General features: G+C 71.3%; 27 protein-coding genes and 1 riboswitch. Of the genes, 13 read left to right on the top strand and 14 right to left on the bottom strand.

The window, feature by feature from the left end; genetic code table 11:
* Nucleotides 1-6 precede the first annotated feature (6 nt).
* From ACZ561_RS00810 to ACZ561_RS00795, 4 genes are all read left to right on the top strand, one after another.
* Nucleotides 7-735, top strand: coding sequence for a type 1 glutamine amidotransferase (locus ACZ561_RS00810; protein ID WP_470987890.1), 729 nt, complete (start codon nt 7-9; stop codon nt 733-735).
* Nucleotides 736-911: 176 nt separating this feature from the next.
* Nucleotides 912-1,937, top strand: a complete 1,026-nt coding sequence (locus ACZ561_RS00805) for a 6-phosphofructokinase (protein WP_376437807.1) — start codon at nt 912-914, stop codon at nt 1,935-1,937.
* Nucleotides 1,938-2,041: 104 nt separating this feature from the next.
* On the top strand, nt 2,042-3,010 hold the full coding sequence (locus ACZ561_RS00800) for a cytochrome c oxidase assembly protein (RefSeq protein ID WP_470987888.1): 969 nt from the start codon (nt 2,042-2,044) through the stop codon (nt 3,008-3,010).
* A gap of 95 nt (nt 3,011-3,105) precedes the next feature.
* Nucleotides 3,106-3,315 (top strand): hypothetical protein, encoded by a 210-nt coding sequence (locus ACZ561_RS00795; protein ID WP_376437802.1) that lies wholly within the window; start codon nt 3,106-3,108, stop codon nt 3,313-3,315.
* A 2-nt stretch (nt 3,316-3,317) separates the two neighbouring features.
* Here the strand turns inward: ACZ561_RS00795 and ACZ561_RS00790 are convergent, their stop codons facing one another.
* Together ACZ561_RS00790 and ACZ561_RS00785 are read right to left on the bottom strand one after the other, a co-directional pair.
* On the bottom strand, nt 3,318-3,668 hold the full coding sequence (locus ACZ561_RS00790; RefSeq protein WP_470987886.1) for a PRC-barrel domain containing protein: 351 nt from the start codon (nt 3,666-3,668) through the stop codon (nt 3,318-3,320).
* 67 nt (nt 3,669-3,735) lie between these two features.
* A complete protein-coding gene (locus ACZ561_RS00785; protein ID WP_470987883.1) occupies nt 3,736-4,749 on the bottom strand; it encodes a DUF3048 domain-containing protein in 1,014 nt (337 codons plus the stop codon).
* Nucleotides 4,750-4,834: 85 nt separating this feature from the next.
* Between ACZ561_RS00785 and ACZ561_RS00780 the strand changes: the two genes are divergently transcribed.
* Both ACZ561_RS00780 and ACZ561_RS00775 read left to right on the top strand, forming a co-directional pair.
* Entirely contained in the window at nt 4,835-5,566 is a 732-nt protein-coding gene (locus tag ACZ561_RS00780) for a lysophospholipid acyltransferase family protein (RefSeq protein ID WP_376437794.1), read from the top strand.
* Between the two features lie 64 nt (nt 5,567-5,630).
* The gene (locus ACZ561_RS00775; protein WP_470987880.1) at nt 5,631-6,668 is read left to right on the top strand and encodes an NAD-dependent epimerase/dehydratase family protein; all 1,038 of its coding nucleotides are present in this window, start codon (nt 5,631-5,633) and stop codon (nt 6,666-6,668) included.
* A gap of 50 nt (nt 6,669-6,718) precedes the next feature.
* Here ACZ561_RS00775 and ACZ561_RS00770 read toward each other — a convergent pair whose 3' ends face one another.
* From ACZ561_RS00770 to ACZ561_RS00735, 8 genes are all read right to left on the bottom strand, one after another.
* Nucleotides 6,719-8,296 (bottom strand): alpha/beta hydrolase, encoded by a 1,578-nt coding sequence (locus tag ACZ561_RS00770; RefSeq protein WP_470987877.1) that lies wholly within the window; start codon nt 8,294-8,296, stop codon nt 6,719-6,721.
* Between the two features lie 158 nt (nt 8,297-8,454).
* The gene (locus ACZ561_RS00765; RefSeq protein ID WP_470987874.1) at nt 8,455-9,198 is read right to left on the bottom strand and encodes an urease accessory protein UreD; all 744 of its coding nucleotides are present in this window, start codon (nt 9,196-9,198) and stop codon (nt 8,455-8,457) included.
* Nucleotides 9,195-9,884: an urease accessory protein UreG gene (ureG, locus tag ACZ561_RS00760; RefSeq protein WP_470987871.1), complete on the bottom strand. Its 690-nt coding sequence runs from the start codon at nt 9,882-9,884 to the stop codon at nt 9,195-9,197. The genes ACZ561_RS00765 and ureG overlap by 4 nt, the downstream gene beginning before the upstream one ends.
* A 19-nt stretch (nt 9,885-9,903) precedes the next feature.
* Nucleotides 9,904-10,569, bottom strand: a complete 666-nt coding sequence (locus tag ACZ561_RS00755; RefSeq protein ID WP_470987868.1) for an urease accessory protein UreF — start codon at nt 10,567-10,569, stop codon at nt 9,904-9,906.
* Nucleotides 10,569-12,290: an urease subunit alpha gene (locus ACZ561_RS00750; RefSeq protein ID WP_470987865.1), complete on the bottom strand. Its 1,722-nt coding sequence runs from the start codon at nt 12,288-12,290 to the stop codon at nt 10,569-10,571. The genes ACZ561_RS00755 and ACZ561_RS00750 overlap by 1 nt, the downstream gene beginning before the upstream one ends.
* Nucleotides 12,283-12,681, bottom strand: a complete 399-nt coding sequence (locus ACZ561_RS00745; protein ID WP_470987863.1) for an urease subunit beta — start codon at nt 12,679-12,681, stop codon at nt 12,283-12,285. Before ACZ561_RS00745 ends, ACZ561_RS00750 begins: the two co-directional genes overlap by 8 nt.
* Before the next feature lie 16 nt (nt 12,682-12,697).
* Nucleotides 12,698-13,000: an urease subunit gamma gene (locus tag ACZ561_RS00740; RefSeq protein ID WP_329123332.1), complete on the bottom strand. Its 303-nt coding sequence runs from the start codon at nt 12,998-13,000 to the stop codon at nt 12,698-12,700.
* Nucleotides 13,001-13,139: 139 nt separating this feature from the next.
* Complete coding sequence (locus tag ACZ561_RS00735) at nt 13,140-13,760, bottom strand: TetR/AcrR family transcriptional regulator (protein WP_470987860.1); 621 nt, start codon at nt 13,758-13,760, stop codon at nt 13,140-13,142.
* A gap of 106 nt (nt 13,761-13,866) precedes the next feature.
* Here ACZ561_RS00735 and ACZ561_RS00730 point away from each other — a divergent pair, with 106 nt between their 5' ends.
* Nucleotides 13,867-14,856: an ABC transporter permease gene (locus ACZ561_RS00730; RefSeq protein WP_470987857.1), complete on the top strand. Its 990-nt coding sequence runs from the start codon at nt 13,867-13,869 to the stop codon at nt 14,854-14,856.
* 164 nt (nt 14,857-15,020) lie between these two features.
* On the opposite strand, the gene ACZ561_RS00725 is transcribed toward ACZ561_RS00730, so the two are convergent.
* On the bottom strand, nt 15,021-15,305 hold the full coding sequence (locus ACZ561_RS00725; RefSeq protein WP_470987854.1) for a type II toxin-antitoxin system Phd/YefM family antitoxin: 285 nt from the start codon (nt 15,303-15,305) through the stop codon (nt 15,021-15,023).
* Between the two features lie 58 nt (nt 15,306-15,363).
* On the opposite strand from ACZ561_RS00725, the gene ACZ561_RS00720 reads away from it, so the two are divergent.
* The 3 genes from ACZ561_RS00720 (at nt 15,364) to ACZ561_RS00710 (ending at nt 17,292) form a co-directional block, all read left to right on the top strand.
* Nucleotides 15,364-15,987, top strand: coding sequence for an ATP-dependent Clp protease proteolytic subunit (locus ACZ561_RS00720; RefSeq protein ID WP_470987852.1), 624 nt, complete (start codon nt 15,364-15,366; stop codon nt 15,985-15,987).
* 7 nt (nt 15,988-15,994) lie between these two features.
* A complete protein-coding gene (locus ACZ561_RS00715) occupies nt 15,995-16,300 on the top strand; it encodes a hypothetical protein (protein WP_470987849.1) in 306 nt (101 codons plus the stop codon).
* A gap of 339 nt (nt 16,301-16,639) precedes the next feature.
* A riboswitch (cyclic di-AMP (ydaO/yuaA leader) is annotated at nt 16,640-16,812 on the top strand.
* A gap of 3 nt (nt 16,813-16,815) precedes the next feature.
* Nucleotides 16,816-17,292 carry a C40 family peptidase gene (locus ACZ561_RS00710; protein WP_470987847.1) on the top strand — a complete coding sequence of 159 codons (477 nt, stop codon included), beginning with the start codon at nt 16,816-16,818 and terminating at the stop codon, nt 17,290-17,292.
* An 84-nt stretch (nt 17,293-17,376) separates the two neighbouring features.
* On the opposite strand, the gene ACZ561_RS00705 is transcribed toward ACZ561_RS00710, so the two are convergent.
* Nucleotides 17,377-18,006, bottom strand: a complete 630-nt coding sequence (locus ACZ561_RS00705; RefSeq protein WP_470987845.1) for a LysE family translocator — start codon at nt 18,004-18,006, stop codon at nt 17,377-17,379.
* 72 nt (nt 18,007-18,078) lie between these two features.
* On the opposite strand from ACZ561_RS00705, the gene ACZ561_RS00700 reads away from it, so the two are divergent.
* A complete protein-coding gene (locus ACZ561_RS00700) occupies nt 18,079-18,984 on the top strand; it encodes a LysR family transcriptional regulator (RefSeq protein WP_470987842.1) in 906 nt (301 codons plus the stop codon).
* A gap of 47 nt (nt 18,985-19,031) precedes the next feature.
* Here ACZ561_RS00700 and ACZ561_RS00695 read toward each other — a convergent pair whose 3' ends face one another.
* Both ACZ561_RS00695 and ACZ561_RS00690 read right to left on the bottom strand, forming a co-directional pair.
* Nucleotides 19,032-19,490 (bottom strand): ATP-binding protein, encoded by a 459-nt coding sequence (locus ACZ561_RS00695; RefSeq protein WP_470987840.1) that lies wholly within the window; start codon nt 19,488-19,490, stop codon nt 19,032-19,034.
* Between the two features lie 170 nt (nt 19,491-19,660).
* Nucleotides 19,661-20,827, bottom strand: a complete 1,167-nt coding sequence (locus ACZ561_RS00690; protein ID WP_470987837.1) for an 8-amino-7-oxononanoate synthase — start codon at nt 20,825-20,827, stop codon at nt 19,661-19,663.
* Nucleotides 20,828-20,971: 144 nt separating this feature from the next.
* Between ACZ561_RS00690 and bioB the strand changes: the two genes are divergently transcribed.
* Together bioB and ACZ561_RS00680 are read left to right on the top strand one after the other, a co-directional pair.
* Nucleotides 20,972-22,237: a biotin synthase BioB gene (bioB, locus tag ACZ561_RS00685; protein WP_470987835.1), complete on the top strand. Its 1,266-nt coding sequence runs from the start codon at nt 20,972-20,974 to the stop codon at nt 22,235-22,237.
* Nucleotides 22,230-23,510 carry an adenosylmethionine--8-amino-7-oxononanoate transaminase gene (locus ACZ561_RS00680; protein ID WP_470987832.1) on the top strand — a complete coding sequence of 427 codons (1,281 nt, stop codon included), beginning with the start codon at nt 22,230-22,232 and terminating at the stop codon, nt 23,508-23,510. The genes bioB and ACZ561_RS00680 overlap by 8 nt, the downstream gene beginning before the upstream one ends.
* Nucleotides 23,511-23,630 lie beyond the last annotated feature (120 nt).

The raw sequence follows: 23,630 nt of genomic DNA, 5'->3' as shown, positions 1-23,630 counted from the left end.
TGCAGCATGAGTGACAGCAGCCTGCGCCTGGTCTGGGTCTACCCGGACCTGCTCAGCACGTACGGCGACCAGGGCAACGCCCTCGTCGTCGAGCGCCGCGCCCGCCAGCGCGGACTGGACGTCCAGCGCGTCGACGTCCGCAGCGACCAGCCGATCCCGACCTCCGGCGACATCTACCTGATCGGTGGCGGCGAGGACCGGCCGCAGCGGCTCGCGGCCGAGCGGCTGCGCCGCGACGGCGGCCTCGAGCGTGCGGCGTCCAACGGCGCGATCATCTTCTCGGTCTGCGCCGGGTACCAGATCCTGGGCCACGAGTTCATCAACGACCTCGGCGAGCGCGAGCCCGGCCTCGGTCTGATCGACGTGATCTCCACCCGCGGCGAGGGCGAGCGGTGCGTCGGCGACGTCCTCGCGGACATCGACCCGCGACTCGGTCTCCCCCAGCTCACCGGGTTCGAGAACCACCAGGGCATCACCCATCTCGGTCCGACGGCCCGCCCGTTCGCCCGAACGGTCCTGGGCAAGGGCAACGGCACGGGCGACGGCACCGAGGGCGCGTACAACGACACCGTCTTCGGTACGTACATGCACGGCCCCGTCATGGCCCGCAACCCGCAGATCGCGGACCTGCTCCTGAAGCTGGCCCTCGACGTGAACGCACTGCCGCCGACCGACGACCGCTGGTACGAGGCGCTGCGCGCCGAGCGGATCGCCGCCGCGACGCAGCCTTCCTGACCGTCCGGCGGAGTGCACGTCTGAGCGCCCTTACGCCCATTGGATTCGTAAGTAAATACGGTGTCCAAACTGCGGACATCCGGTTCGGCCCCGCCACTCGGCACCGATAGGGTGGCGGGGATCCAACCGGACGACGTGGTCCGGAAGTCGGCCCACGTTGCAAAGGTATTTGGGCTATGCGCATTGGTGTGCTCACCTCCGGCGGCGACTGCCCCGGTCTGAACGCCGTCATCCGTTCCGTCGTGCACCGCGCCGTCGTCGACCACGGTGACGAGGTCATCGGCTTCCATGACGGCTGGAAGGGCCTCCTGGAGGCCGACTACCGCAAGCTCGACCTCGACGCGGTGGGCGGCATCCTGGCCCGCGGCGGCACCATCCTCGGCTCCTCCCGGGTCCAGCCGGCCCACCTCGTCGACGGCGTCGAGCGTGCCAAGGGCCATGTCGCCGAGCTCGGCCTCGACGCGATCATCCCGATCGGCGGCGAGGGCACCCTGAAGGCCGCCAACCTGCTCTCCCAGGCAGGGCTGCCGATCGTCGGCGTGCCGAAGACCATCGACAACGACATCGCCTCGACGGACGTCACCTTCGGCTTCGACACCGCCGTCGGCGTCGCCACCGAGGCCCTGGACCGGCTGAAGACCACCGCCGAGTCCCACCAGCGCGTCCTGATCGTCGAGGTCATGGGCCGGCACACCGGCTGGATCGCCCTGCACTCCGGCATGGCCGCGGGCGCCCACGCGATCGTCGTGCCCGAGCGCCCCTTCGACATCGACGAGCTGACCGCCCGCGTCGGCGAGCGCTTCGAGGCCGGCAAGCGCTTCGCGATCGTGGTCGTGGCCGAAGGTGCCAAGCCGCGCGAGGGCTCGATGAACTTCGAGGTCGGCGCCAAGGACCAGTACGGGCACGAGCGCTTCACGGGCATCGCCAACCAGCTCTCGGTCGAGCTGGAGCAGCGGCTCGGCAAGGAAGCCCGCCCGGTGATACTCGGTCACGTCCAGCGCGGCGGCACGCCGACCGCGTACGACCGAGTCCTCGCCACCCGCTTCGGCTGGCACGCGGTGGAGGCCGCGCACCGCGGCGAGTTCGGGATGCTGACCGCGCTGCGCGGCACGGAGATCACGATGGTCCCGCTGGCCCAGGCCGTGGAGACCCTCAAGACGGTCCCGGCGGAGCGCTACGCAGAGGCCGAGTGCGTGCTCTGACCCCCGTACCGACACCACGAATCGCCCCCGGTCGCATCCGCGAACGGGGGCGGTTCTAGTCTGGTGCGGACAACAAGCGCGAATCGGGCTCCAGGAGTACACACATGGATCACAGCGGGCACGGCATGACCATGGATCTGCCGCCGTTCACGCTGGGACGGGGGCTCGAGTTCTCGCCGGACCTGTTCTTCCTCATCGGCAGCGTCGTGGGACTCGCGCTGTACGGATGGGGCGTGGCTCGGCTGCGCAGGCGCGGTGACACCTGGCCCGTCAGCCGGACGATCCTCTTCACGCTGGGCGTGCTGACCATCGCACTGATGATGTGCACCAAGCTGAACGACTACGGCATGGTCATGTTCAGCGTGCACATGGTGCAGCACATGGTCATCTCGATGCTCTCGCCGATCCTGATCCTGCTCGGCGCGCCGGTGACGCTGGCGCTGCGGGCGCTGCCGGTCGCGGCCCGGGGCGACAAGGGCCCGCGTGAGCTGCTCCTGATGCTGCTGCACAGCCGCTACATGCGGATCATCACGCATCCCGCGTTCACGATCCCGCTCTTCATCGCGAGCCTGTACGGCTTCTACTTCACCCCGCTCTTCGACACCCTCATGGGGTCGAAGGTCGGACACATCGCCATGATGGTGCACTTCCTCGCCGTCGGCCTGGTCTTCTTCTGGCCGATCATCGGGGTCGACCCGGGACCGCATCGCCCCGGTTATGTGATGCGGATGCTGGAGCTCTTCGCGGGGATGCCGTTCCACGCCTTCTTCGGCATCGCGCTGATGATGGCGAGCGAGCCGATGATCAAGGCGTACGAGAATCCGCCGGCCTCGTTGGGGATCGACGCGCTCACCGACCAGAACGCGGCGGGCGGTATCGCCTGGGCGTTCAGCGAGATCCCGTCGGTGCTGGTGCTGATCGCGCTGGTGTACCAGTGGTACCGCTCCGAGCAGCGGCAGGCCGTCCGCAAGGACCGGGCCGCCGACCGTGACGGGGACAAGGAGCTGGAGGCGTACAACGCGTATCTCGCCTCGCTCCGGACCCGTGGGCAGCAGGTCGGGACACGGGACTGAGGCCGGGTCCGACGTGGGCGTGACGCGGGAGTAGCGCTTCGCCCGCCTCAGGGGTCACGATGAGGGGGACGGCCCTGTCGGGAGGAGGCGGACAGATGTCCGGTCCCACGAAGGCGATGAGCGTGATCACCGTCGCGGCCCTGGTGCTGACGACGGCGTACACGGTGGCGCTCGGCAGCAGCGGCTGGCTCTGGTTCGGCTGGATCGTGCTCGGTGTGGTCACCATCGGTATGGCGGCGGCGGACAGCTCCGCCCCCGCGGGCGCCCGTCGCCGCGGGCCGAGCAGGCCCGGCCCTCAGCCCTGAGCTCACATGTGCCGGTTGCTGTAGTAGTACTCGATCAGCCTGATGAAGTCGCCGTCGGCCTCGTGCTGCCCGCTCTCGAAGGGCGGTGAGTCCTTGACGGTCTCCTTCGTGCAGGAGAGCCGGACGGTCTCGTTCTCCGTGTCGATGCGGGTGACCAGGCCGGCGGGGAGCAGCACGCGCCGGCCGAGGATCCACGGTCCGGTGTCCACGACGAGATAGGACCGGCCGACGTCCTCCGTGTGTTCGTCGATCTTCCCGATCGAGCCGTCGGTGGCCTCGACGCTGTATCCGATGAGCCGGGTGCCGGGCACATGCCCCGTGGTCTCGGCGTAGCCCCAGATGTCGGCGGTCATGACGGGCCTCCTCCCTGGTCGTCTCGGGCGGGTACCCCCCTGCGCGGGAGCTACTCCGCGCGGGAAGTCAGCGCGGGGCGAGGACGACCCAGGTGCGGCCGGGGGCGAAGTTCAGGGGTGCCCCGTCCGGTGTGGTGAAGGTCGTGCCCTTCTCGGCCGCCGGGCGGCTCCAGCGGGCGTCGTGGGCCTCTCCGTCGCGCAGGACGACGGCGGTGCCGCTGCCGACCGTCTCGGTGTAGGGCGAGACGCTCCCGAGGACGTCGCGGAACCGTGAGGACCGTATGGTCACGTGCTGCACCACGACGGTGGCCGCCGTCACCTGGCCCTCGTCGGTGGTACGGGCGGGGCTGCCGTCCATCGCCACCCGCCAGCCCTTCTCCCCCGCGTTCCAGGTGAAGGTGTACCGGGAGGCCGGGAAGCGCACGGTGCGCTCGTTGACCTGCTCCCCGCCCGCGGGGGCGGGACCGAAGCGGAAGCCGATGTCCTTGGCGTCCTCGGCGTTCGGAGCGGCGGCGAGCGCGCGCCCGGGCAGGACGTACAGGTTGTGGGGCGCCGGTCGGCCGCCGCCGCGCAGATAGGCGCCGGGGGCGTCCTCCGGGGGCAGCGGGTACAGCGGGGCGGCCTGCAGGAGGGGCTTCAGGGCGGCCTGCGAGCCGGAGTAGGCGAGCGCGGGCCTGCCGAACTGGCGCAGCAGCTCGATGTCGGACTCGCGGGCGCTGCGGACGGGTCCGATCCGTTCCGGCAGATCGGAGGAGTAGACGGCGAGCAGCCGGGTCTGGCCGCCCTCCACCTGCTCGACGTAGACGAGATCGGCCGCGCCGAGACCGGTGTGCGGGCGGGCCGGGGGCACGTTGTCGATCTTGACGGCGAGCACGGGGGCGGGACGGGCCGCCAGACCGGTGAAGGGCGACCGCGTCTCCTGGGTGGGCACGGGAGTCGTCGGCGCGCGGGTCGGGGGCGGGGTCGGCGTGGGCTCGGGGGTGCCGGAGTCGGCGCAGCCGTACAATCCGGCGGTCATCACCGCGCACAGGAGCACGGTGACGGCTGCGCCGGGCCGTATGCGTCGGTGTGCGGCAGCCATAAGGTCCACTCTCCGTCTCCAGTGTGGACCACGGTCGCGCGAGTGGTTACAAATAGGCGATGCTCAAGGGAGACGGGGGCTGCCGGTGTTCTACCAGCTGATGAAGTACGTTCTGCTCGGGCCGCTGCTGAGGCTGCTGTTCCGGCCTCGTATCGAGGGCCTCGAACACATCCCGGAGGAGGGCGCGGCGATCGTCGCGGGGAACCATCTGTCGTTCTCCGACCATTTCCTGATGCCCGTGGTGCTCAAGCGGCGGATCACCTTCCTCGCCAAACAGGAGTACTTCACCGGGCCAGGGCTCAAGGGCCGGCTGACCGCCGCGTTCTTCCGCAGCGCCGGGCAGATCCCGGTCGACCGCTCCGGCAAGGAGGCCGGGAAGGCGGCGATCCGCGAGGGGCTCGGGGTGCTGTCCAAGGGGGAGCTGCTCGGGATCTATCCGGAAGGGACCCGCTCGCACGACGGCAGGCTCTACAAGGGCAAGGTCGGGGTCGCGGTCATGGCGATCACGGCCGGCGTGCCGGTGATCCCGTGCGCGATGGTGGGAACCTTCGAGATCCAGCCGCCCGGCCAGGTCGTGCCCAAGGTCAGGCGGGTCACCATCCGGTTCGGGGAGCCCCTGGACTTCTCGCGGTACGCCGGCATGGAGGGCGAGAAGGCCGCGGTCCGCGCGGTGACGGACGAGATCATGTACGAGATCCTGGCGCTGTCCGGGCAGGAGTACGTCGACGACTACGCGGCCAAGGTGAAGGCGGCGGAGGAGCAGGCGAAGGCGGCGAACGCCAAGGCTCCGCGAAAGTTCCCCCGCCGAGGACGCTGACGGCGGATCCGCGCACGGCGAAAGAGCCTGGGGCGACGACCATGACCGCCGTAGCGTCGCGCCCATGGCCAAGGGACACGCGTATGTGGTGGGAGCGACGGGACAGGTGGGGCGGGCGGCCGTGCGGGCGCTCGTCGCGGACGGCTGGGAGGTGACGGCGGCGTCGCGGCGCGGCGGCCGGGACGGGACATGGCCGGCGGAGGTCCGTTCGGCGACCGTCGACCGGAACGAGAAGGGCGCGCTCGCCGCGGCGCTCGGCGACGACGGCTGTGACGTGCTGGTGGACATCGTCGGCTACGACGGCGCGCACGGACGGCAGTTGACCGGGCTCGCCGACCGGATCGGCTCGGCGGTGGTGATCTCAAGCGGCGCGGTCTACGAGGACGAGCGCGGCCGCAGCTTCGATACCCAGGACGAGCCGGACGGCTTCCCCGCCTACCCGGTGCCGATCCCGGAGTCCTGGCGGACGGTCGCCCCGGGTGACGCTTCGTACGGCACGCGGAAGGTGGCTCTGGAACGTGAGCTGCTCGCGGCGGGTGGGGCGCTGCCGACGACGGTGGTGCGGGCAGGGGCGATCCATGGGCTGCACTGCCCGGGGCCGCGAGAGCTGTGGTTCGTCAAGCGGGCCCTCGACGGGCGGCCGGTGCGCCTCCTCTCCTATGGCGGCGCCTCACGGTTCCACCCCGTCCACGCGGACAATCTCGGGGAGTTGATCCGGCTGGCGGCGGCGAACCCGGGCAGCCGGGTGCTGAACGGCGCGGATCCGCAGGCGCCGACGGTGGCGGAGATCGGCCGGGCGATCGACGCGGTGATGGGTGTGGAGAGCGAGACGGTCCTCTTCGAGGGGCCTCCGGAGGGCACGGTGGGGCTCACGCCGTGGACCGGGGCCCATCCGGTCGTCTACGGCATGGCAGCGGCGGAGAAGGAACTGGGGTACCGGCCGGTGGTGTCGTACGAGGACTCCCTGCCGGCGACGGTCGAGTGGCTTTCGGCGCAGCTGGCGGTGCGGGACTGGCGGGAGGCGTTCCCGGGACTCGTGAAGTACCAGGTGGACTTCTTCGACTACGCGGCCGAGGACGCCTGGCTCGCCGCCCGCGCGTGAACGAGGGGCGACCGTCGCGCGACGGCCGCCCCTCGAAGGTCACTCGGTGACTACGGCTGGGGCGTGGCGTGCGGTGCGCAGGTCACGTCCTTGCTGTCGAGCTTGCCCGACAGCAGGTAGGCCTCCACCCGGGTGTTCAGGCACGGGTTGGTGAGGTTGGTGATGCCGTGCGAGCCGGCGTCCTTCTCGGTGATCAGGCGCGAGCCCTTGAACCGCTTGTGCAGCTCGAGCGCTCCGGCGTACGGCGTGGCCGCGTCGCGCTCGGCCTGGGTGATGAGCACCGGCGGCAGGCCCTTGCCGGTCCGCACCTCGGTCGGGCGCTGGCGCGGGGTGGACCAGGTGGCGCAGGGCAGGTTCATCCAGGCGTTGGCCCAGGTCATGAACGGGTACCGCTCGTGGAGCCGGCTGTTGTCGCGGTCCCACTTCTTCCAGCTGGTCGGCCAGGGGGCGTCGGCGCACTCGACGGCGGTGTAGACCGCGTTGCCGTTCTCGGAGGCGGCGTTGCCGGCCGTGTCGGTGGGGTCGGAGGCCGCCGAGTCGATCAGCGGCTGCGGGTCACCGGCGGCGTACGCGCTCCAGGCCTCGGCGACCGGCACCCACATGGAGTCGTAGTACGGCGCGTTCTGGAAGAACCCGATGAGCTCGGCCGGGCCGACCTTGCCGCCGAGGGGCTTCTTCTTGGCATCGGCGCGCAGGGTCTCCCACTGCTGCCGGACCTCGGTGTAGGTGTCGCCGAGGTGGAAGGTGGCGTCGTGCTGGGCGACCCACGTCATCCAGTCCTTCAGCCGGCCCTCGAAGGCGATGTCCTGGTCGAGGTTGACCTCGTACCAGATCTTCCGCGTCGAAGGGTTGACGACGCTGTCGAGCACCATGCGGCGGACGTGCGTCGGGAAGAGCGTGCCGTAGACGGCACCGAGGTAGGTGCCGTAGGAGACGCCGACGAAGTTGAGCTTCTTCTCGCCGAGCGCGGCCCGGATGACGTCGAGGTCGCGGGCGGTGTTGAGGGTGTTGATGTACGGCAGGATGTCGCCGCTCTTCTCCGCGCACCCCTCGGCGTACTCGGCGGCGAGCTTGCGCTGCGCGCGCTTGTCGGCCTCGTTGTCGGGGACCGGGTCGAGCTTGGGTCCCTTGACGAACTCGGCCGGATCGACGCAGGAGATGGGCGCCGAGTGGCCGACGCCGCGCGGGTCGAAGCCCACGAAGTCGTACGCCTTGGCGGTGTTCACCCAGATCGGGGCCTTGGTGGTGACCCGGCGCGGGAAGCGCAGGCCGGAACCGCCAGGGCCGCCCGGGTTGTAGAGCAACGCGCCCTGGCGCTCGGCGGGCGTGCCGGTGGCGCCGATGCGGTCGACGGCGATCTTGATCTGCTTGCCGTTCGGCCTGCTGTAGTCGACCGGGACGGTGACCCAGCCGCAGGTGATGGGCTTCTCCAGGCCCCAGTCGGCCGGGCAGTCCTGCCAGTCGATGCCCTGCTCGGCCGCCCGTTCGGCGGCCAGGGCGACGCCGCGCGCCTCGCTGTCCGGCCGGTGGCGGCTGTCGGCAGCGGCGGTCGGTGCTGCCAGTGCGCCCGCCATGAGCGTGCCCGCTATCAGAGTGCCGGCCGAGCCGAGCACTGCTGTGCGTCTCACGTGATGCCTCCCCCTCTGTCGGCGCTGCCCCCGTGGCGGCGCCGTGTGTCGGTCTGTCCGGTGGATCCTTTCGTTCCACCGGCGCACGGCAAAAGGGCGTACACCTGTTTCTTTGCCGAACCAATAACCGGAGAGCGGTGTACCGCTGAGCGGTGAACTCAGGACGGCGCAAGGATTCCCAACGCCTCGTCGAGGGTGCGGCGCAGTTCGAGAGCGTCGCGGGCGACGACGGTGACGAGGGCGGCGGGTCCGGCGAGCGGTGCGAGGACCGCGTTGCCGCCGAGCTGCCGGGGCTCCACCGGCTTGTCCTCGAACTCGGGGTCGACGACGAGGAGTTGTCCGGTCGCTCGGTTCCCGGCGAGGACCGCGCCGCCGTCCCATCCGCCGCGGGCACCGGGTCCGTACGCCAACTCCTGGTCGAGCAGGGGCCGTCCGTCGCGGCGGACGGTGAGCCGGGTGAGGAGCGTGCCGGTCTCCTCGCCGTGGCGGCCGAGGATCTGCTCCTCCCGAAGCACGAGCCGTGCGGTGGTGGCGAGCTGGACGGTGGTCCGCATCCGCAGGTCGGAGCCGTACGCGGAGACGAGCTGTTCGGGCAGCCAGCGCAGCACGGCGCCGTCGCCGACCGTGATCCTGATGTCGTACGCGGCGGGTTCGGCGGCGCGGCCGGGGAGGGCCACGGTCGCGGCGGCCGAGTCGACCAGGAGCCGCGCCCCGTCCCGCACCTCGGTCTCGATCGCGAGCCGGTCGCCGCCGAGCGGCGCGCTCATCGCGCCGACGACGGTGACGCGGGTGTACGGACCGGTGGTGCGGGTGCGGCGGAGGGCGAGGGGGCCGTCGCTCTGCAGGAGCGGCAGTCCGCCGTCGGCGTCGGCGACGATCCGGGCGGTGGCGCGCAGGCTCATGCGGTGGTGATGGCGGCCCAGGCGGCGAGCCGGGCGCGGACCCAGTCGGCCACGGGCGCGACTCCGTGCTCGCCGGTGAGCGAGGTGAAGGCGACGGGCAGATCGCCGCGCTGCTCCTTGGCGTCGCGGGCCATGCGCTCCAGGTCGGAGCCGACGTAGGGGGCGAGGTCGGTCTTGTTGACGACCAGCAGGTCGGCGGTGGTGACGCCGGGGCCGCCCTTGCGGGGGATGTCGTCGCCGCCCGCGACGTCGATGACGAAGATCTGGGCGTCGACAAGGCCCTTGGAGAAGGTGGCGGTGAGGTTGTCGCCACCGGACTCGACCAGGATCAGATCGAGCGGGCCCACGGTGTCCTCGAGCTCCTCGACGGCTTCGAGGTTGGCGGAGATGTCGTCGCGGATCGCGGTGTGCGGGCAGGCGCCGGTCTCGACGGCCTGGATGCGCTCGGGTGGCAGGACGGCGTTGCGGAGCAGGAACTCGGCGTCCTCGCGGGTGTAGATGTCGTTGGTGACGACGGCGATGGAGAGCTGGTCGCGCAGGGCTCGGCAGAGCGCGGCGACGGTCGCGGTCTTGCCGGAGCCGACGGGTCCGCCGAGTCCGATCCGCAGTGCGCGCCGGGTGCCGTCGGGCCGGTGGGCGTCGGCCGAGACGGCGCCGAGGTGGTCGTGGGAGTGGTCGAGGTGCATGGGCGGGCTCCAGTGGTTCTCAGGATGCGAAGAGGCGGACGGGCCAGGACGCGTGCTGCTCGGCGGTGATGTCGAGAAGGGGCGCGGAGGCGGCGGGCAGGGCGTCGATGCCCTGCCGGGCCGCGGCGGCGGCTTCCTCGGCGACCCGGTCCATGGCGGGGGCGAGGCGGGCGAGGACGGCGGTGGCCTGGAAGGGGTCCAGGCTCAGCAGCCGCACCGTGGCGGTGGCGGGGCCGCTGACGGTCTCGTACGCGACGCAGTGTGCGGCGTCCTCGGGGCCGAGCCCGGCGGCGCGGGCGGCGACGCCGAGGACGACGGGCTGGTGGGCGCCGCGCGGGAACGCGGCGGCCAGCGCGTCGAGTTCGGGGCAGGGCCAGGCGGCTCGGGCGGCCCGCATCATCTGCCGGCCCAGCTTGCGGCCGGCGGCGCGCAGGGCGGGCGAGGGGGTGCGGGCGTCGGCGGCCGCGTCGAGGGCGTACGGGTCGTGGCCGAGCGCGGCCGCGGCGGCGAGGGCCGCCGCGGTGAGGCCGCTGGTGTGCAGCCGGCCCCGGCAGAACGCGGCGAGGCTCGCCGCGTCGGTGATCCGGCCGGCCTTGACCGCGGCCTCGGCCCCGCCGGAGTGGGCGTGCCCGCCGGCGGGGAAACGCCCGTCGGCGAGCACGAGAAGGGCGGCGCGACTCGTCATCAGAAGAGGAAGTAGCGCTGGGCCATGGGCAGTTCGGCAGCGGGCGCGGGCTCGACCGGCTCACCGTCGATCGTGACCGTGAAGGTGTCGGCGTCGACCTCGACCCGGGGCAGCGCGTCGTTCTCCCGCATGTCCGCCTTGGTGACGCGTCGGGTGTTGCCGATCGCCGTGAACTCCTTGTTCACACCCATCCGTTGGGTGATGTCGTCCTCGATCGCCGCCTGGGCGACGAAGTTGAACGAGCCGGCCGCCGCGGCCTTGCCGAGCGCACCGAACATGGGGCGGGGCAGGACGGGCTGCGGGGTGGGGATGGAGGCGTTGGCGTCACCCATCTGCGCGTAGGCGATCTGGCCGCCCTTGAGCACGGTCTGCGGCTTCACCCCGAAGAACGCCGGGTCCCAGAGCACGAGGTCCGCGAGTTTGCCGGGCTCGACCGAACCGATGAGGTGGTCCATCCCCTGGGCGACGGCCGGGTTGATCGTGTACTTGGCGACATAGCGACGGGCCCTGTGGTTGTCCGCGCGGCCGTCGCCGGGAAGCGCGCCGCGGCGCCTCTTCATCACATGCGCCGTCTGCCAGGTGCGCATGATCACCTCGCCGACGCGCCCCATGGCCTGCGAGTCCGAGGAGATGATCGAGATGGCACCGAGGTCGTGCAGGACGTCCTCTGCGGCGATCGTCGAGGGGCGGATACGGGACTCGGCGAAGGCGAGGTCCTCGGGGACTGCCGGGTTGAGGTGGTGACAGACCATCAGCATGTCGAGGTGTTCCTCGATGGTGTTGACGGTGTGCGGCCGAGTCGGATTGGTCGAGCTGGGCAGTATGTACGGCTCGGACACGACGGTGATGATGTCGGGGGCGTGCCCGCCTCCGGCGCCTTCGGTGTGGTACGCGTGGACCGTGCGGCCGGCGATCGCGGCGAGGGTGTCGTCGACGAACCCCGCCTCGTTCAAGGTGTCGGTGTGGATGGCGAGTTGAGCTCCGGTCTCCTCGCAGACGCTCAGGCAGGCGTCGATGACGGCCGGGGTCGCCCCCCAGTCCTCGTGGATCTTGAACCCGAGCGCACCGCCCCGCAGTTGGGAGTGCATGGCTTCCCTGGACATCGTGTTGCCCTTGCCGAGCAGTCCGATGTTGACGGGGAAGGTGTCGAGCGCCTCGAACATCCGGGCGAGATGCCAGGGACCGGGGGTGATGGTGGTGGCCTTGGTGCCCTCGGCCGGCCCGGTACCGCCCCCGACGAGGGTGGTGACGCCCGTGGCGAGCGCCTGCTCGACGACCGTGGGCGAGATGAAGTGGACATGGGCGTCGATGGCGCCCGCCGTCATGATCTTCCCGTTGCCGACGATCACTTCGGTCTCGGGACCGATGACCAGATCGGGGTGGACCCCGTCCATGGTGTCGGGGTTTCCGGCCTTGCCCAGGGCGGTGATCCGGCCGTCGCGGATGCCGATGTCGGCCTTGACGACGCCCCAGTGGTCGATGATCACGGCGCCGGTCACGACGGTGTCGGGCGCGCCTTCGGCACGGGTCGTACGGGCCTGGCCCATGGACTCACGGATGACCTTGCCCCCGCCGAAGACGGCCTCGTCGCCGGCGCGGCCGGGTCCGCCGGATCGGTCCTCCTCGATCTCGACGAGCAGGTCGGTGTCGGCCAGCCGGATACGGTCGCCGGTGGTGGGGCCGAACAGATCGGCGTACACGGCGCGATGCAGCTCAGGCACGGTCGGCCTCCTCGGCGTCGGCGGCCGGCTTCTCCCGCGTTCCCACGGTCTCGGCGGCGGACGCGTCGAGCGGTCCCGCGAGGGTGTCGAGCGGCCCCGCGGTCTCTCCGCGCAGTCCGGGGACGACGCGGTGACCCCGCAGCGGTACGAGTTCGATCTCGACCGGGATGCCGGGCTCGAAACGCACGGCGGTACCGGCGGCGATGTGCAGCCGCTGCCCGCGCGCGGCGGCTCGGTCGAACTCCAGACCGGGATTGGCCTCGGCGAAGTGGTAGTGGGAGCCGACCTGGACGGGCCGGTCGGCGGCGTTCAGGACGGTGAGGCGGGTGACGGACCGGCCCTCGTTGAGGGCGACGGCCCCTTCACCGAAAAGGACTTCTCCGGGAATCATCGGCGGTACTCCCCCGTCACACGATCGGGTCATGGACGGTGACGAGCTTGGTGCCGTCGGGGAAGGTCGCCTCGACCTGGACGTCGTGGATCATCTCGGGGATCCCGAGCATGACGTCGTCCCGGGTGAGGACCTTGCGGCCGGAGGCCATGAGCTCCGCGACGGTGCGGCCGTCGCGGGCGCCTTCCAGGATGTGCGTGGTGATCAGGGCGACGGCCTCGGGGTGGTTGAGCTTCACTCCGCGTGCTCTGCGCTTCTCGGCCACGTCCGCCGCCACATGGATGAGCAGCCGTTCCTGCTCGTGCGGGGTCAGTTGCACGCTTCCACCTCACAGTCGTCCACCGGGCGGTCTCTCCCGGACAGCAGCGGACGTTACCGATCTTCAACATGCTGTTGAACTGCGGCGACGGGCTGCTGGGCCAGACATTGCACGTTAGGGCGGAAGTTTTTCCGGCGCGTTAACTCCGGCTTTGCGTCTCCATGGACATCAGCGCCCGCAGCCCGTCCTCGAGGACGCGGACCTCGACGTTCCCGAAGAGCGCCTGCTGGGCGATGAAGCCCTGCGCGGTGGCGATCATGGTCCGGGCCACATGGTCGGCGGGGACGTCGGCGCGCATCAGGCCGTTGGCCCGGTACGCCTCGACGAGCGTCGTCCACGCCTCGCGCATCCCGTCGTAACCGGCGGCGAGGGTCCGGAACAGGTGCTCGTCGCGCAGCGTCTCGGACCAGACCTGGATGATGAGCCGCGCGAAGGCCTGACGGTCCCCGCCCGGGATGCGTTCCTCCAGGAAGATCCGCATGACGGCGCCGAGCAGGACGTCGGGGGTGGGCGGCGGGGTGGCCCGGGACGCCTCCTCGAAGGCGCCGCGGATACCGGCGAACGCCTCCGCCGCGATAGCCGCGATCAGCTCGTCCTTGCCGCGGAAGTAGCGGTAGACGGCGCCGGCCGACAGGCCGACCTCGGCCAGCACGTCCGCCATCGACGTGGCGTGGAAGCCGTTGCGGGCAAAGCAGCGCGCGGCGCCGTCGAGGATCTGACGGCGGCGGGCGTCGAGGTGTTCCTGGGAGACGCGAGCCATGACCGAAATCTAAAACGAACATTCATTCTTGACAAGCGACCACCCCGGAGAGACAGTGAGCCCCTCACGTAAAACGAACGATCCTTCTCTTTGAATCGAGTACGTCATGTCTGCCACCGCCACCCGCAAGACCCTCGCGGTGATGGTGTTGATCCCCGTGGTCGTGGCCCTGGCCCTGTCGGCCTTCGCCTGGCCCGCCGCCCGGATCGCCCCGCGCGACCTGCCGATCGGTGTCGCGGGGCCCGCCACCGCCACCGCCACCCTGGAGCAGCGCCTCACCGAGCACGACGGGGCCTTCGAGGTCCACCGCTACGCCTCCGAGGCCGCCGCCCGTGCCGCGATCGAGGACCGGGTCGTATACGGCGCGGTGATCGTCACGCCGCAGGGCCCCGAACTGCTGACCGCTTCCGCCGCGAGCCCGGTCGTCGCCGGACTGCTGCGCGAGGCCGTCAGCGCCCAGGCCCCGGCCGGCACCCCGATGAAGGTGACCGACGTCGTCCCGGCACCGGCGAGCGATCCGCGCGGCAGCGCGTTCGGGTCGAGCCTGTTCCCCCTGATCCTGGCCGGCGTGGCCTCCGGCGTCCTGGTCACGATCCTCGGCCTGCGCCGCACCCGGGCGGCCCTCGCTCTGACGGGCGCGGCCGCACTCGCCGGCATCGTCGGCACCGCACTCGGCCACAGCTGGCTCGGGGCGCTCACCGGTGACTGGTGGGCGGAGGCCGGCGTCCTCGCGCTGACCGTCCTCGCCATCGGTGCGACGCTCGCGGGGCTCGCCACGCTCTTCGGCAAGCCCGGTCTCGGGCTCGGGGCACTCCTGATGGTCCTGGTCGGCAACCCGTTCTCGGGTGTGGCGAGCGCACCCGAACTGCTGCCGGCCCCGGCCGGCGCGCTCGGCCAGTGGCTGCCGCCGGGCGCGGGCGGCTCGGCACTGCGCTCGGTCGCCTTCTTCGACGGCGGCGGGGCGGGCGGTCCGCTGCTGGTCCTTGGCATATGGGCGGTGGCCGGTCTGGCCGCGCTGCTGCTCGGCGGGCCGCGCGAGCGGGCGGCGGGCACGCAGGCACAGACCCCGGCCCCCGAACCGGCACCGGTGGGCTGACACCCGTTCTCGTACGACGTTCCCGTACGACCTTCACGTTACGCCGCGCCCGTACGACGTTCCTTGTACGCCGATTCCGCACGACCTTCTTGCGTGCCGTTTCCGCACGGCCTTCTCGAACGGCCGCGTGCCCCCGCTGTAGCGGACGGGGGCACGCGGCTTTCTCATGCGTCAGGAGTACCCGGGGCGCGGTGGCGGGCCGCGATGCCGAAGCGGCTCTGTTCACCCGGAGCGGACGTGAGGGTACGGACGGTGGAGACGGAGCTGACCACCTGTTCCTCGGCGGCCTCCTGCCCCGCTTCGAGTTTCTCCAGGTCAGCGGCGGAGACCAGCGCCACGAGCGGCTTGCCGTGCCGGGTCACGACGACTCGCTCGTTGCCGTACACCACGCGGTTGATCAGGTCGGCGAGCTCTGCGCGTGCTTGCGTCACCGGAATCTCATAGGCCATGCTCCTCATCTTACGGAATGTACGTCCTGTACATTTTAAGGGAACAAGGAGGCCGCCCATGGATGCCCGCTACGTCCTTCCCGAGTTCACCGAGCGCACCAGCTTCGGCAGTCGGACGCTCGACCCGTACTCCAAGCTGCTCGAGGAGCGGATCATCTTCCTCGGCACACCGATCGACGAGACCTCGGCCAACGACGTCATCGCCCAGTTCCTGCACCTGGAGTACGCCGACCCGGACCGGGACATCTCGCTCTACATCAACTCACCCGGCGGTTCGCTCACCGCGATGTCCGCGATCTACGACACGATGCAGGTCGTCACCTGCGACGTGGAGACCACCTGCCTCGGCCAGGCCGCATCCACCGCCGCCGTGCTGCTCGCGGCCGGCGCGCCCGGGAAGCGGCTCGCGCTGCCCGGTGCCCGGGTGGTGCTCCAGCAGCCCACGATGGACGAGCCGTTGCAGGGGCAGCCCAGCGATCTCGACATCCAGGCACGGGAATTGATCCGGCTGCGTGCGATGGTGGCCGGGATGCTGGCCACCCACACCGGACGGGATCGCGAGCGGATCGACGCCGACATCGACCGCACCACGATCCTCGACGCGCCGGCCGCCACCGCGTACGGCCTGGTGGATCATGTGATTCAAAACCGTGGGGCGTCCGGCGGCGCCGGGGCGAGGTGAGCCGGGGATGGTTCCCGAGCTGCCGCCGCTGCCCGCGCTGACGCGCGCCGAGGGCGAGTTCGTCGACGCCTATCTCGAAATCGTCGATCTCCTGGGGCGCATCAATCCATCCAGAACCTTGCATACCTATGGGGCGTTGCGAGCGGCTCAGGCCCTGGTGGGGCGGGCGACCGCCCTGCGCGACGCCTTGACGGTGATGCATGTGCGCGGTGAGACCGACGTGCACGCGGAGACATTGGCGCGCGCACTGCGGGTGTTGGACGGAGAGCGCCGCGCCGAGCGCGTCACCGTGCCCGGAACCCGCGCGAGTTGACACATCCGCGTGTCGTGTCGAGGTCCACTAGAGGTATCACGACCATAGAAATCCTCCCCCGTTCGGCGTAGTCGACGAATCGACATATGTGCGGGGTGAGTTGCGCAACAGGTGTACGCATCTGGCGGAATCGGGTGTTTCTCCCCTGGTACGCGGCTCGTCGACCAAACCTCAGAAGATCACGAAACATGCCTGTCCACCCGAACGGATCAGTCGTGAGGAGCCTCACAAAGCGTCGTTTCAACTCGGATTTCGCCATGAATGTGGGTCAAGATCCCTCACGACGACAAGCCCCCGCCACCGCGGCGGGGCGGTCCGGGCGGACGCCGAGTCCTGCCGCTGTCCCGGATGTCTGGTCGACAGGAGTGGATCGGCAGGAGTGGAGGACCCGAGCAGTACGGGACGACCGAGCAGTGGGGCCGTTCCTCGGGGTGAAGCCGCAGCCGCGGCCGGGCAACTTCGCCAGTCCGAACCCGACAGGTCATCCTTCACAGGCGGCTGACGAAGGGTTGCGCATGAGCGCGCAGATTCATGTCCCGTCCCTGCTGTCCCGGGCCGGAGCCGCCTCGGCTCTCACCCTCGCCACCGTCGGCGGCACGATGCTGGCGCCGGGCGTCACGTCGGAGGCCCAGGCCGCGACCGCGCACGCCGGCAAGGCGCTGAGCGTCGCGGTGGCCAAGAAGGGATCGCCCTACAGGTACGGAGCGGCCGGCCCCTCCCGGTTCGACTGCTCGGGGCTCACGCTCTACTCGTACAAGAAGGCGGGCAAGTCGCTGCCCCGCACCGCGCAGCAGCAGTACAACAAGACCCGGCACATCTCCGCCTCCAGTCGGCAGAAGGGTGACCTGGTCTTCTTCCACTCGGGTGGACGGGTGTACCACGTGGGCATCTACGCCGGGGGCAACAAGATCTGGCACTCGCCGAAGACGGGCTCCTGGGTGAAGCTCGACCGGATCTGGTCGTCCAAGGTCTACTACGGCCGGGTCCGATGACCGAGTGACCTGCTGACCTCATGACGGGCTGAACGATGCCGTCACGCGGGTGCGGTGGCGCCGCCGCATCCTCTCGCACCGGCCTCAGTTCCCCGCGAGGGGAGCCGTCAGCAGGGTCAGCCCCAGGGCGGCGAGCGCGCCGCCCGTCACCCCCTGTACGGTCCTGGCCGTCCGCGGACGACGCAGCCAGTGGCCCAGGCGGTCCACCAGGACGGCCACCAGGGGGAACCACAGCAGGGCGAGCAGCACGACGATCGACGCGAGCAACAGCGTGCGCGGCACGACCGCGACACCGTCCGGCACGAACTGCGGCAGCAGACTCAGAAACAGCACGGGTGCCTTCGGGTTCAGCACATTGGCCAGGAAGCCCTGCCGGAGCGCGCGGGAGACCTTCGCCTCGCCCGCGGTGTCGGGCGACAGCTCCCCCGTCGCCCGCAGCGCGCCGCGCAACGCCTGCACGCCGAGGTGGAGGACGTACACGCCGCCGGCGATCTGCAGGACGCGGTAGAGCACAGGTACGGCGATCAGCACGGCCGCGAGCCCCGCCACCGCGAGGGCGGTGTGCACCAGGAGGCCGCCCGCCACCCCGACGGCACTGGCCACCCCGGCCCGCCGGGAGGCGAGAGCGCTGCGTACGACGACGGTGAAGTCCGCGCCCGGCATGGCCACCATGCCGGCCGCGACCCCGATGAAGGCGATCAGCTGTCCGTCCATGACCCCAGCGTGCCCGCCGCGAGCCTTTAGTGTGGAGACACGATCTTCTGGGTCTGGCCAAAGGAATCCTTTATGCAGGATCTGGTGCGACTCGCGGCGCTGGTGGCGGTCGCCGAGGACGGCTCGATCACCCGGGCCGCCACCCGGCTCGGCTACACCCCGCCCGCGCTCTCGCAGCAGCTCGCCAAACTGGAACGGGAGGCGGGCGCCGCGCTCCTCGTCCGGCACCATCGGGGCGCGCGGCTGACTCCCGCGGGTGAACTACTCGTCACCCGCGCACGCCGGGTCCTGGACGAGATGGAGCAGGCGCGTCACGAGCTGGCGCAGCTCAGCGGGCTCTCCGGCGGGCAGCTCCGGGTCGGTACCTTCACCACCGTCGGGATCCATCTGCTGCCACCGGTCCTGAGCGCGTTCCGCCGGGCCCATCCGAACGTGGAGCTGACCGTCGCCGAGTACGAGCCGCCGGGCGGGGTGGCTGCGGTGGCGGAGGGCGAGGTCGATCTGGCACTCACCCACACCTACGAGCCCGCGGAGCCCGCTCCGCCGCCGCCGGGGGTCGCGCTGGAGCCCCTGCTGGTCGAGGAGTTGGTCCTGGTCACGGCGCCGGGCCATGCGCTGGCGGAGGGTTCGGGGCGGCTGCCGATCGCCGAGCTCGCCGGGCAGCCGTTGATCAGCAGCGCGCCGGACCATCCACCGAGGCGGGGTGTGGAGGGCGCACTCGCCCGGGCCGGCGCGACCCCGTCGGTCGTGTGCCGGACGCCCGGGTACGCCCTGGTGTGCGCGCTGGTCAGCGCGGGGCTCGGAGTGGCGGTGGTGCCGGAGATGGTCGCCACGATGGCGGCGTCGCCGCTGGGTGTACGGGCGCTGGAGCCGACGTCGTTCCGCCGGACGATCTCGGTGGCGCATCGCGGTGAGGAGTCGGGTCCGGCGGCGCGGTCCCTGCGGGCGCTCCTTCGGGGCGGGTTCGCCCGGGGCTAGGGGGTGTGCGTGTCAGGGCACACGAGCCCGACCCGGCAGGACACCCCTCAGGAGCCGGCCGGCTGAGGAGCGAGCGCCTGGTGCGGGGCGGCGGTCCAGGGGAGGTTGATCCAGACCGTCTTGCCGCCCTCGCTGGTCGGGGTGACCGAGAGCCGGCCGCCCGCCTCGGCGGTCAGGAAGCGGATAATGACCATCCCCCGGCCGTTGTCCTGCTGCACGGCGGCCGGGAGCCGCTTCGGCCAGCGGGGGTGGCTGTCCGTAACGCCGATGTGGAGCTGTTCCTCGCGCTCCAGACGGACGTCGACGGTGAAGGTGGGCGACTGCCCGAAGGTGTGCTGGACGGCGTTGGTGGCCAGTTCCGAGACGATCAACCGGACGGTGTCGGCGGTGTCGCCGACCTCGGCGAGCCCCCAGCCGGTCAGGGTGTCGGCGACATATCTGCGGGCGGCGGAGACCGAGGCGGGATCGCTCGGCAGAGTGACGGTTGCTTCCTGGTGGTCTGCCATGGCGACGCTGTCCCTTTCCCACCGGGCCCGGCCCGGATTGCGCTACGCGTCAGAGTGCCACCGATGGTGCCGCCCTGTATGGCGATCCACCAAGATATGTGCATATTTGTCGCTCGAAGCGGTGAACTCTGCTACGGGAGACCGTATTTGGGCGGCCGGGCTGCTGCGGTTCAGAGAGCCGGAGGCGCGGTGCGCACGATCGTCTCCACCGCCCGGTCGATCTGCGCATCCGTCAGATCGGCGCGTGCCGTCAGGCGCAGCCGGGAGATGCCGTCCGGGACCGACGGGGGCCGGAAGCAGCCCACGGCGAGGCCCAGTTCGCGACAGTCGGCCGCCCACCGCAGCGCGGCCTCGGGCGAGGGGGCGCGCACCGAGACGACCGCCGCGTCCGGGCGGACGGCGGTCAGTCCGGCCTCGGTGAGCATCCGGTGCAGCGTGGTGGCGACGGTACGCGCGCGCTCGGCGAGGCCGGGCTCTCCGTCGATCAGCCGCAGGCTCGCGAGGGCGGCGCCCGCGGCGGCCGGCGCGAGACCGGTGTCGAAGATGAACGTCCGGGCCGCGTTGACCAGGTGCTCGACGACCCGGGCGGGCCCGAGGACGGCGCCGCCCTGGCTGCCGAGCGACTTGGAGAGGGTCAGGGTGGCGACGACGTCCTCGTCACCGGCGAGACCCGCTGCGGCCAGGGCACCCCGGCCGCCGTCGCCGAGTACGCCCAGGCCGTGGGCGTCGTCCACGACGAGCGCGGCGCCGTGGGCGCGACAGGCGTCGGCGATCTCGGTCAGTGGCGCCTTGTCGCCGTCCACGGAGAAGACGGAGTCGGTGACGGCGAGGGCCCGGCGGCCCTCATGGGCGCGCAGGGTCTTGCGAACCGCTTCGGGGTCGGCGTGCGGGACCACGGCCGTCTCGGCGCGCGAGAGCCGGCAGCCGTCGACGATCGAGGCGTGGTTGCCCGCGTCCGAGACGATCAGCGAGTCGCGGCCGCTCAGCGCGGTCAGCGCGGCGAGGTTGGCGGTGTAGCCGGAGGAGAAGACGAGGGCCGCCTCGAAGCCGCAGAACTCGGCGAGTTCGCGCTCCAGGCGGGTGTGCAGCCGGGTGGTGCCGGTGACGAGGCGCGAGCCGGTGGCGCCCGCGCCCCAGCGGCGTGCCGCCTCGGCCGCCGCCTCCGTGATCTCCGGCCGGCGGGTCAGTCCGAGGTAGTCGTTGCTCGCCAGGTCGAGCAGGTCCGATTCGGCGGCGCGGGGCCTGAGCGTGCGGACGAGCCCCGCCCGCTCGCGGCGGCGCGCCTCGGCGTCGGTCCAGTCGAACGCCGTCCCGCGCGTGTCCTCGTCCCGATGCATGGGGCAGATCCTTTTGTAGGCAGCGCACAGACCCTAGCCGCCCGGGGCCGAGGTCAGGGTGTGGCCATGCACACACCTCAAACGGCCTCGTTTGTTCAGATCCTCCTTGGCCGCGAGGTGTGCGGTAGGCGAGGATCAGCCCTTATGGACCTGCTGAACACGCTGGTGGAGAAGGGGCTGCGGCGCGAGCTGCCGAGCCGTGAAGAAGCGCTCGCCGTGCTGGCGACCTCCGACGACGAACTGCTCGATGTGGTGGCCGCGGCCGGCAAGGTGCGCCGCCAGTGGTTCGGGCGTCGGGTGAAACTGAACTACCTGGTCAATCTGAAGTCCGGGCTGTGCCCGGAGGACTGCTCGTACTGTTCCCAGCGGCTCGGCTCGACCGCCGGGATCCTCAAGTACACCTGGCTGAAGCCGGACGAGGCCTCCCAGGCGGCCGCCGCCGGTGTCGCGGGCGGTGCGAAGCGGGTCTGTCTGGTGGCGAGCGGCCGTGGGCCGACGGACCGGGACGTGGACCGGGTCGGCAAGACCATCGAGGCGATCAAGGAGCAGAACGAGGGCGTCGAGGTCTGCGCGTGCCTCGGTCTGCTCTCGGACGGCCAGGCGGAGCGGCTGCGCGAGGCCGGCGCCGACGCGTACAACCACAACCTGAACACGTCCGAGGGGACGTACGGAGAGATCACGACCACCCACACGTACCAGGACCGGGTGGACACCGTGCAGAAGGCGCACGCCGCCGGTCTGTCGGCCTGCTCCGGTCTGATCGCGGGCATGGGTGAGAGCGACGAGGACCTGGTCGACGTCGTCTACGCGCTGCGCGACCTCGACTCGGACTCGGTGCCGGTGAACTTCCTGATCCCGTTCGAGGGCACTCCGCTCGCGAAGGAGTGGAACCTCACCCCGCAGCGCTGCCTGCGGATCCTGGCGATGGTCCGGTTCGTCTGCCCGGATGTGGAGGTCCGGATCGCGGGCGGGCGCGAGGTGCACCTGCGCTCGATGCAGCCGCTCGCGCTGAACATCGCGAACTCGATCTTCCTCGGCGACTATCTGACGAGCGAGGGCCAGGCCGGTCAGGCGGACCTCGACATGATCGCGGACGCGGGCTTCGAGGTGGAGGGCGCGGGCACGACGACGCTGCCGAAGCACCGCGCGGACGCGCTCGCGGCGGCGGGTGCGGCCGGTGGGTGCGGCTCCGCGGCTTCGTCCGGCTGCGGTTCGCAGGCCGAGGCGGGTGCGGGCTGCGGTTCGCACGCCGAGGCGGGCGGCGGCTGTGGGCCGTGCGGGGGCCACGCGCCGGCGGCGGAGGCGGCCCCGGAGGCGGAGCCCGCCGCCGAGGCCGTGCCGGGAGCGCGCACCGACCTCGTGGCCGTTCGTCGACGCGGCGCCGGGACGGAGCTCGCGCCGAATGCGTAACGACGAACTGCTCGCCCTGGACCGGGCGCACGTCTGGCATCCGTACGCCCCCATGCCGGGCCGTACGGACCCGCTGGTCGTCGCGTCCGCGTCCGGGGTACGGCTGCGGCTCGCCGAACCCGTGCACGGCCAGGACGAGTTGATCGACGGCATGTCCTCGTGGTGGTCGGCGATCCACGGCTACAACCACCCCGTGCTCAACGAGGCGGCGCACGGCCAACTGGACCGGATGAGCCATGTCATGTTCGGCGGGCTCACCCACGAGCCGGCGGTCCGGCTCGCCACCCGTCTGGTGGAGATCACCCCCGCACCGCTCCAGCATGTCTTCCTCAGCGACTCCGGTTCGGTCTCCGTCGAGGTCGCGGCCAAGATGTGTCTGCAGTACTGGCGCTCGGTGGGCCGGCCCGAGAAGCAGCGGATGCTGACCTGGCGCGGCGGCTACCACGGTGACACCTGGCAGCCGATGTCGCTGTGCGACCCCGAGGGCGGGATGCATCAGCTGTGGTCGGGCGTGCTCCAGCAGCAGGTGTTCGTGGACGCGCCGCCCACCGCGTACGAGGAGTCGTACGCGGAGATGCTGCGGGAGCAGATCGCGCTCCACGCGGACGAGATCGCCGCGGTGATCGTGGAGCCGGTGGTGCAGAACGCGGGAGGGATGCGGTTCCACTCGCCCGACTACCTGCGCGTCCTGCGTGAGGCGTGCGACGAGCACGGTGTGCTCCTGATCTTCGACGAGATCGCGACCGGGTTCGGCCGCACGGGCACGCTGTTCGGCGCCGACCACGCCGGGATCTCGCCCGATGTGATGTGTGTGGGCAAGGCACTGACCGGCGGCTATCTGTCGATGGCGGCGACGCTCTGCACGACGCGGATCGCCGAGGGGATCTCGCTCGGCGAGGTTCCGGTGCTCGCGCACGGGCCGACGTTCATGGGCAACCCGCTGGCCTCGGCCGTGGCCCTGGCCTCGCTCGACCTGCTGATGTCCCAGGACTGGGCGCTGGAGGTCAAACGGATCGAGACGGGGCTCCGCGCGGGTCTCGCCGAGGCCGCCTCGCTGCCCGGTGTCCGGGATGTGCGGGTCCTCGGCGCCATCGGTGTCGTCCAGCTCGACCACGACGTCGACATGGCCGCGGCCACCGAGGCGGCGGTCCGGGCGGGCGTGTGGCTGCGGCCGTTCCGCGACCTGATCTACACGATGCCGCCGTTCGTGACCGGCGACGCGGACCTGGCCCGTATCTGTGCCGCGGTGCGCGCGGCCGCGGTGGCGGGCTGACCTACCGGGCCGCGCCCGGAGCAAGGGAAACCCGGTCCCTGTCGGTGCCCATCGGGCCCGGATGCGGGCCGGCGTTTCGGACGACCCCGCGCCCGTACGGGCGCGGGGGCTCAGAGAGGA

It is taken from the genome of Streptomyces sp. NPDC039609 (assembly GCF_055596705.1).
Note: the sequence above shows the minus strand (reverse complement) of the source record. Positions and strands in the feature narration are given on the sequence as shown.

Coding starts and splice junctions, on each gene's coding strand:
- ACZ561_RS00810 (WP_470987890.1), top strand. CDS start 7: ATGAGTGACAGCAGCCTGCGCCTGGTCTGGGTCTACCCGGACCTGCTC.
- ACZ561_RS00805 (WP_376437807.1), top strand. CDS start 912: ATGCGCATTGGTGTGCTCACCTCCGGCGGCGACTGCCCCGGTCTGAAC.
- ACZ561_RS00800 (WP_470987888.1), top strand. CDS start 2,042: ATGGATCACAGCGGGCACGGCATGACCATGGATCTGCCGCCGTTCACG.
- ACZ561_RS00795 (WP_376437802.1), top strand. CDS start 3,106: ATGTCCGGTCCCACGAAGGCGATGAGCGTGATCACCGTCGCGGCCCTG.
- ACZ561_RS00790 (WP_470987886.1), bottom strand. CDS start 3,668: ATGACCGCCGACATCTGGGGCTACGCCGAGACCACGGGGCATGTGCCC.
- ACZ561_RS00785 (WP_470987883.1), bottom strand. CDS start 4,749: ATGGCTGCCGCACACCGACGCATACGGCCCGGCGCAGCCGTCACCGTG.
- ACZ561_RS00775 (WP_470987880.1), top strand. CDS start 5,631: ATGGCCAAGGGACACGCGTATGTGGTGGGAGCGACGGGACAGGTGGGG.
- ACZ561_RS00765 (WP_470987874.1), bottom strand. CDS start 9,198: ATGAGCCTGCGCGCCACCGCCCGGATCGTCGCCGACGCCGACGGCGGA.
- ureG (WP_470987871.1), bottom strand. CDS start 9,884: ATGCACCTCGACCACTCCCACGACCACCTCGGCGCCGTCTCGGCCGAC.
- ACZ561_RS00755 (WP_470987868.1), bottom strand. CDS start 10,569: ATGACGAGTCGCGCCGCCCTTCTCGTGCTCGCCGACGGGCGTTTCCCC.
- ACZ561_RS00745 (WP_470987863.1), bottom strand. CDS start 12,681: ATGATTCCCGGAGAAGTCCTTTTCGGTGAAGGGGCCGTCGCCCTCAAC.
- ACZ561_RS00735 (WP_470987860.1), bottom strand. CDS start 13,760: ATGGCTCGCGTCTCCCAGGAACACCTCGACGCCCGCCGCCGTCAGATC.
- ACZ561_RS00730 (WP_470987857.1), top strand. CDS start 13,867: ATGTCTGCCACCGCCACCCGCAAGACCCTCGCGGTGATGGTGTTGATC.
- ACZ561_RS00725 (WP_470987854.1), bottom strand. CDS start 15,305: ATGGCCTATGAGATTCCGGTGACGCAAGCACGCGCAGAGCTCGCCGAC.
- ACZ561_RS00720 (WP_470987852.1), top strand. CDS start 15,364: ATGGATGCCCGCTACGTCCTTCCCGAGTTCACCGAGCGCACCAGCTTC.
- ACZ561_RS00715 (WP_470987849.1), top strand. CDS start 15,995: ATGGTTCCCGAGCTGCCGCCGCTGCCCGCGCTGACGCGCGCCGAGGGC.
- ACZ561_RS00710 (WP_470987847.1), top strand. CDS start 16,816: ATGAGCGCGCAGATTCATGTCCCGTCCCTGCTGTCCCGGGCCGGAGCC.
- ACZ561_RS00705 (WP_470987845.1), bottom strand. CDS start 18,006: ATGGACGGACAGCTGATCGCCTTCATCGGGGTCGCGGCCGGCATGGTG.
- ACZ561_RS00700 (WP_470987842.1), top strand. CDS start 18,079: ATGCAGGATCTGGTGCGACTCGCGGCGCTGGTGGCGGTCGCCGAGGAC.
- ACZ561_RS00695 (WP_470987840.1), bottom strand. CDS start 19,490: ATGGCAGACCACCAGGAAGCAACCGTCACTCTGCCGAGCGATCCCGCC.
- ACZ561_RS00690 (WP_470987837.1), bottom strand. CDS start 20,827: ATGCATCGGGACGAGGACACGCGCGGGACGGCGTTCGACTGGACCGAC.
- bioB (WP_470987835.1), top strand. CDS start 20,972: ATGGACCTGCTGAACACGCTGGTGGAGAAGGGGCTGCGGCGCGAGCTG.
- ACZ561_RS00680 (WP_470987832.1), top strand. CDS start 22,230: ATGCGTAACGACGAACTGCTCGCCCTGGACCGGGCGCACGTCTGGCAT.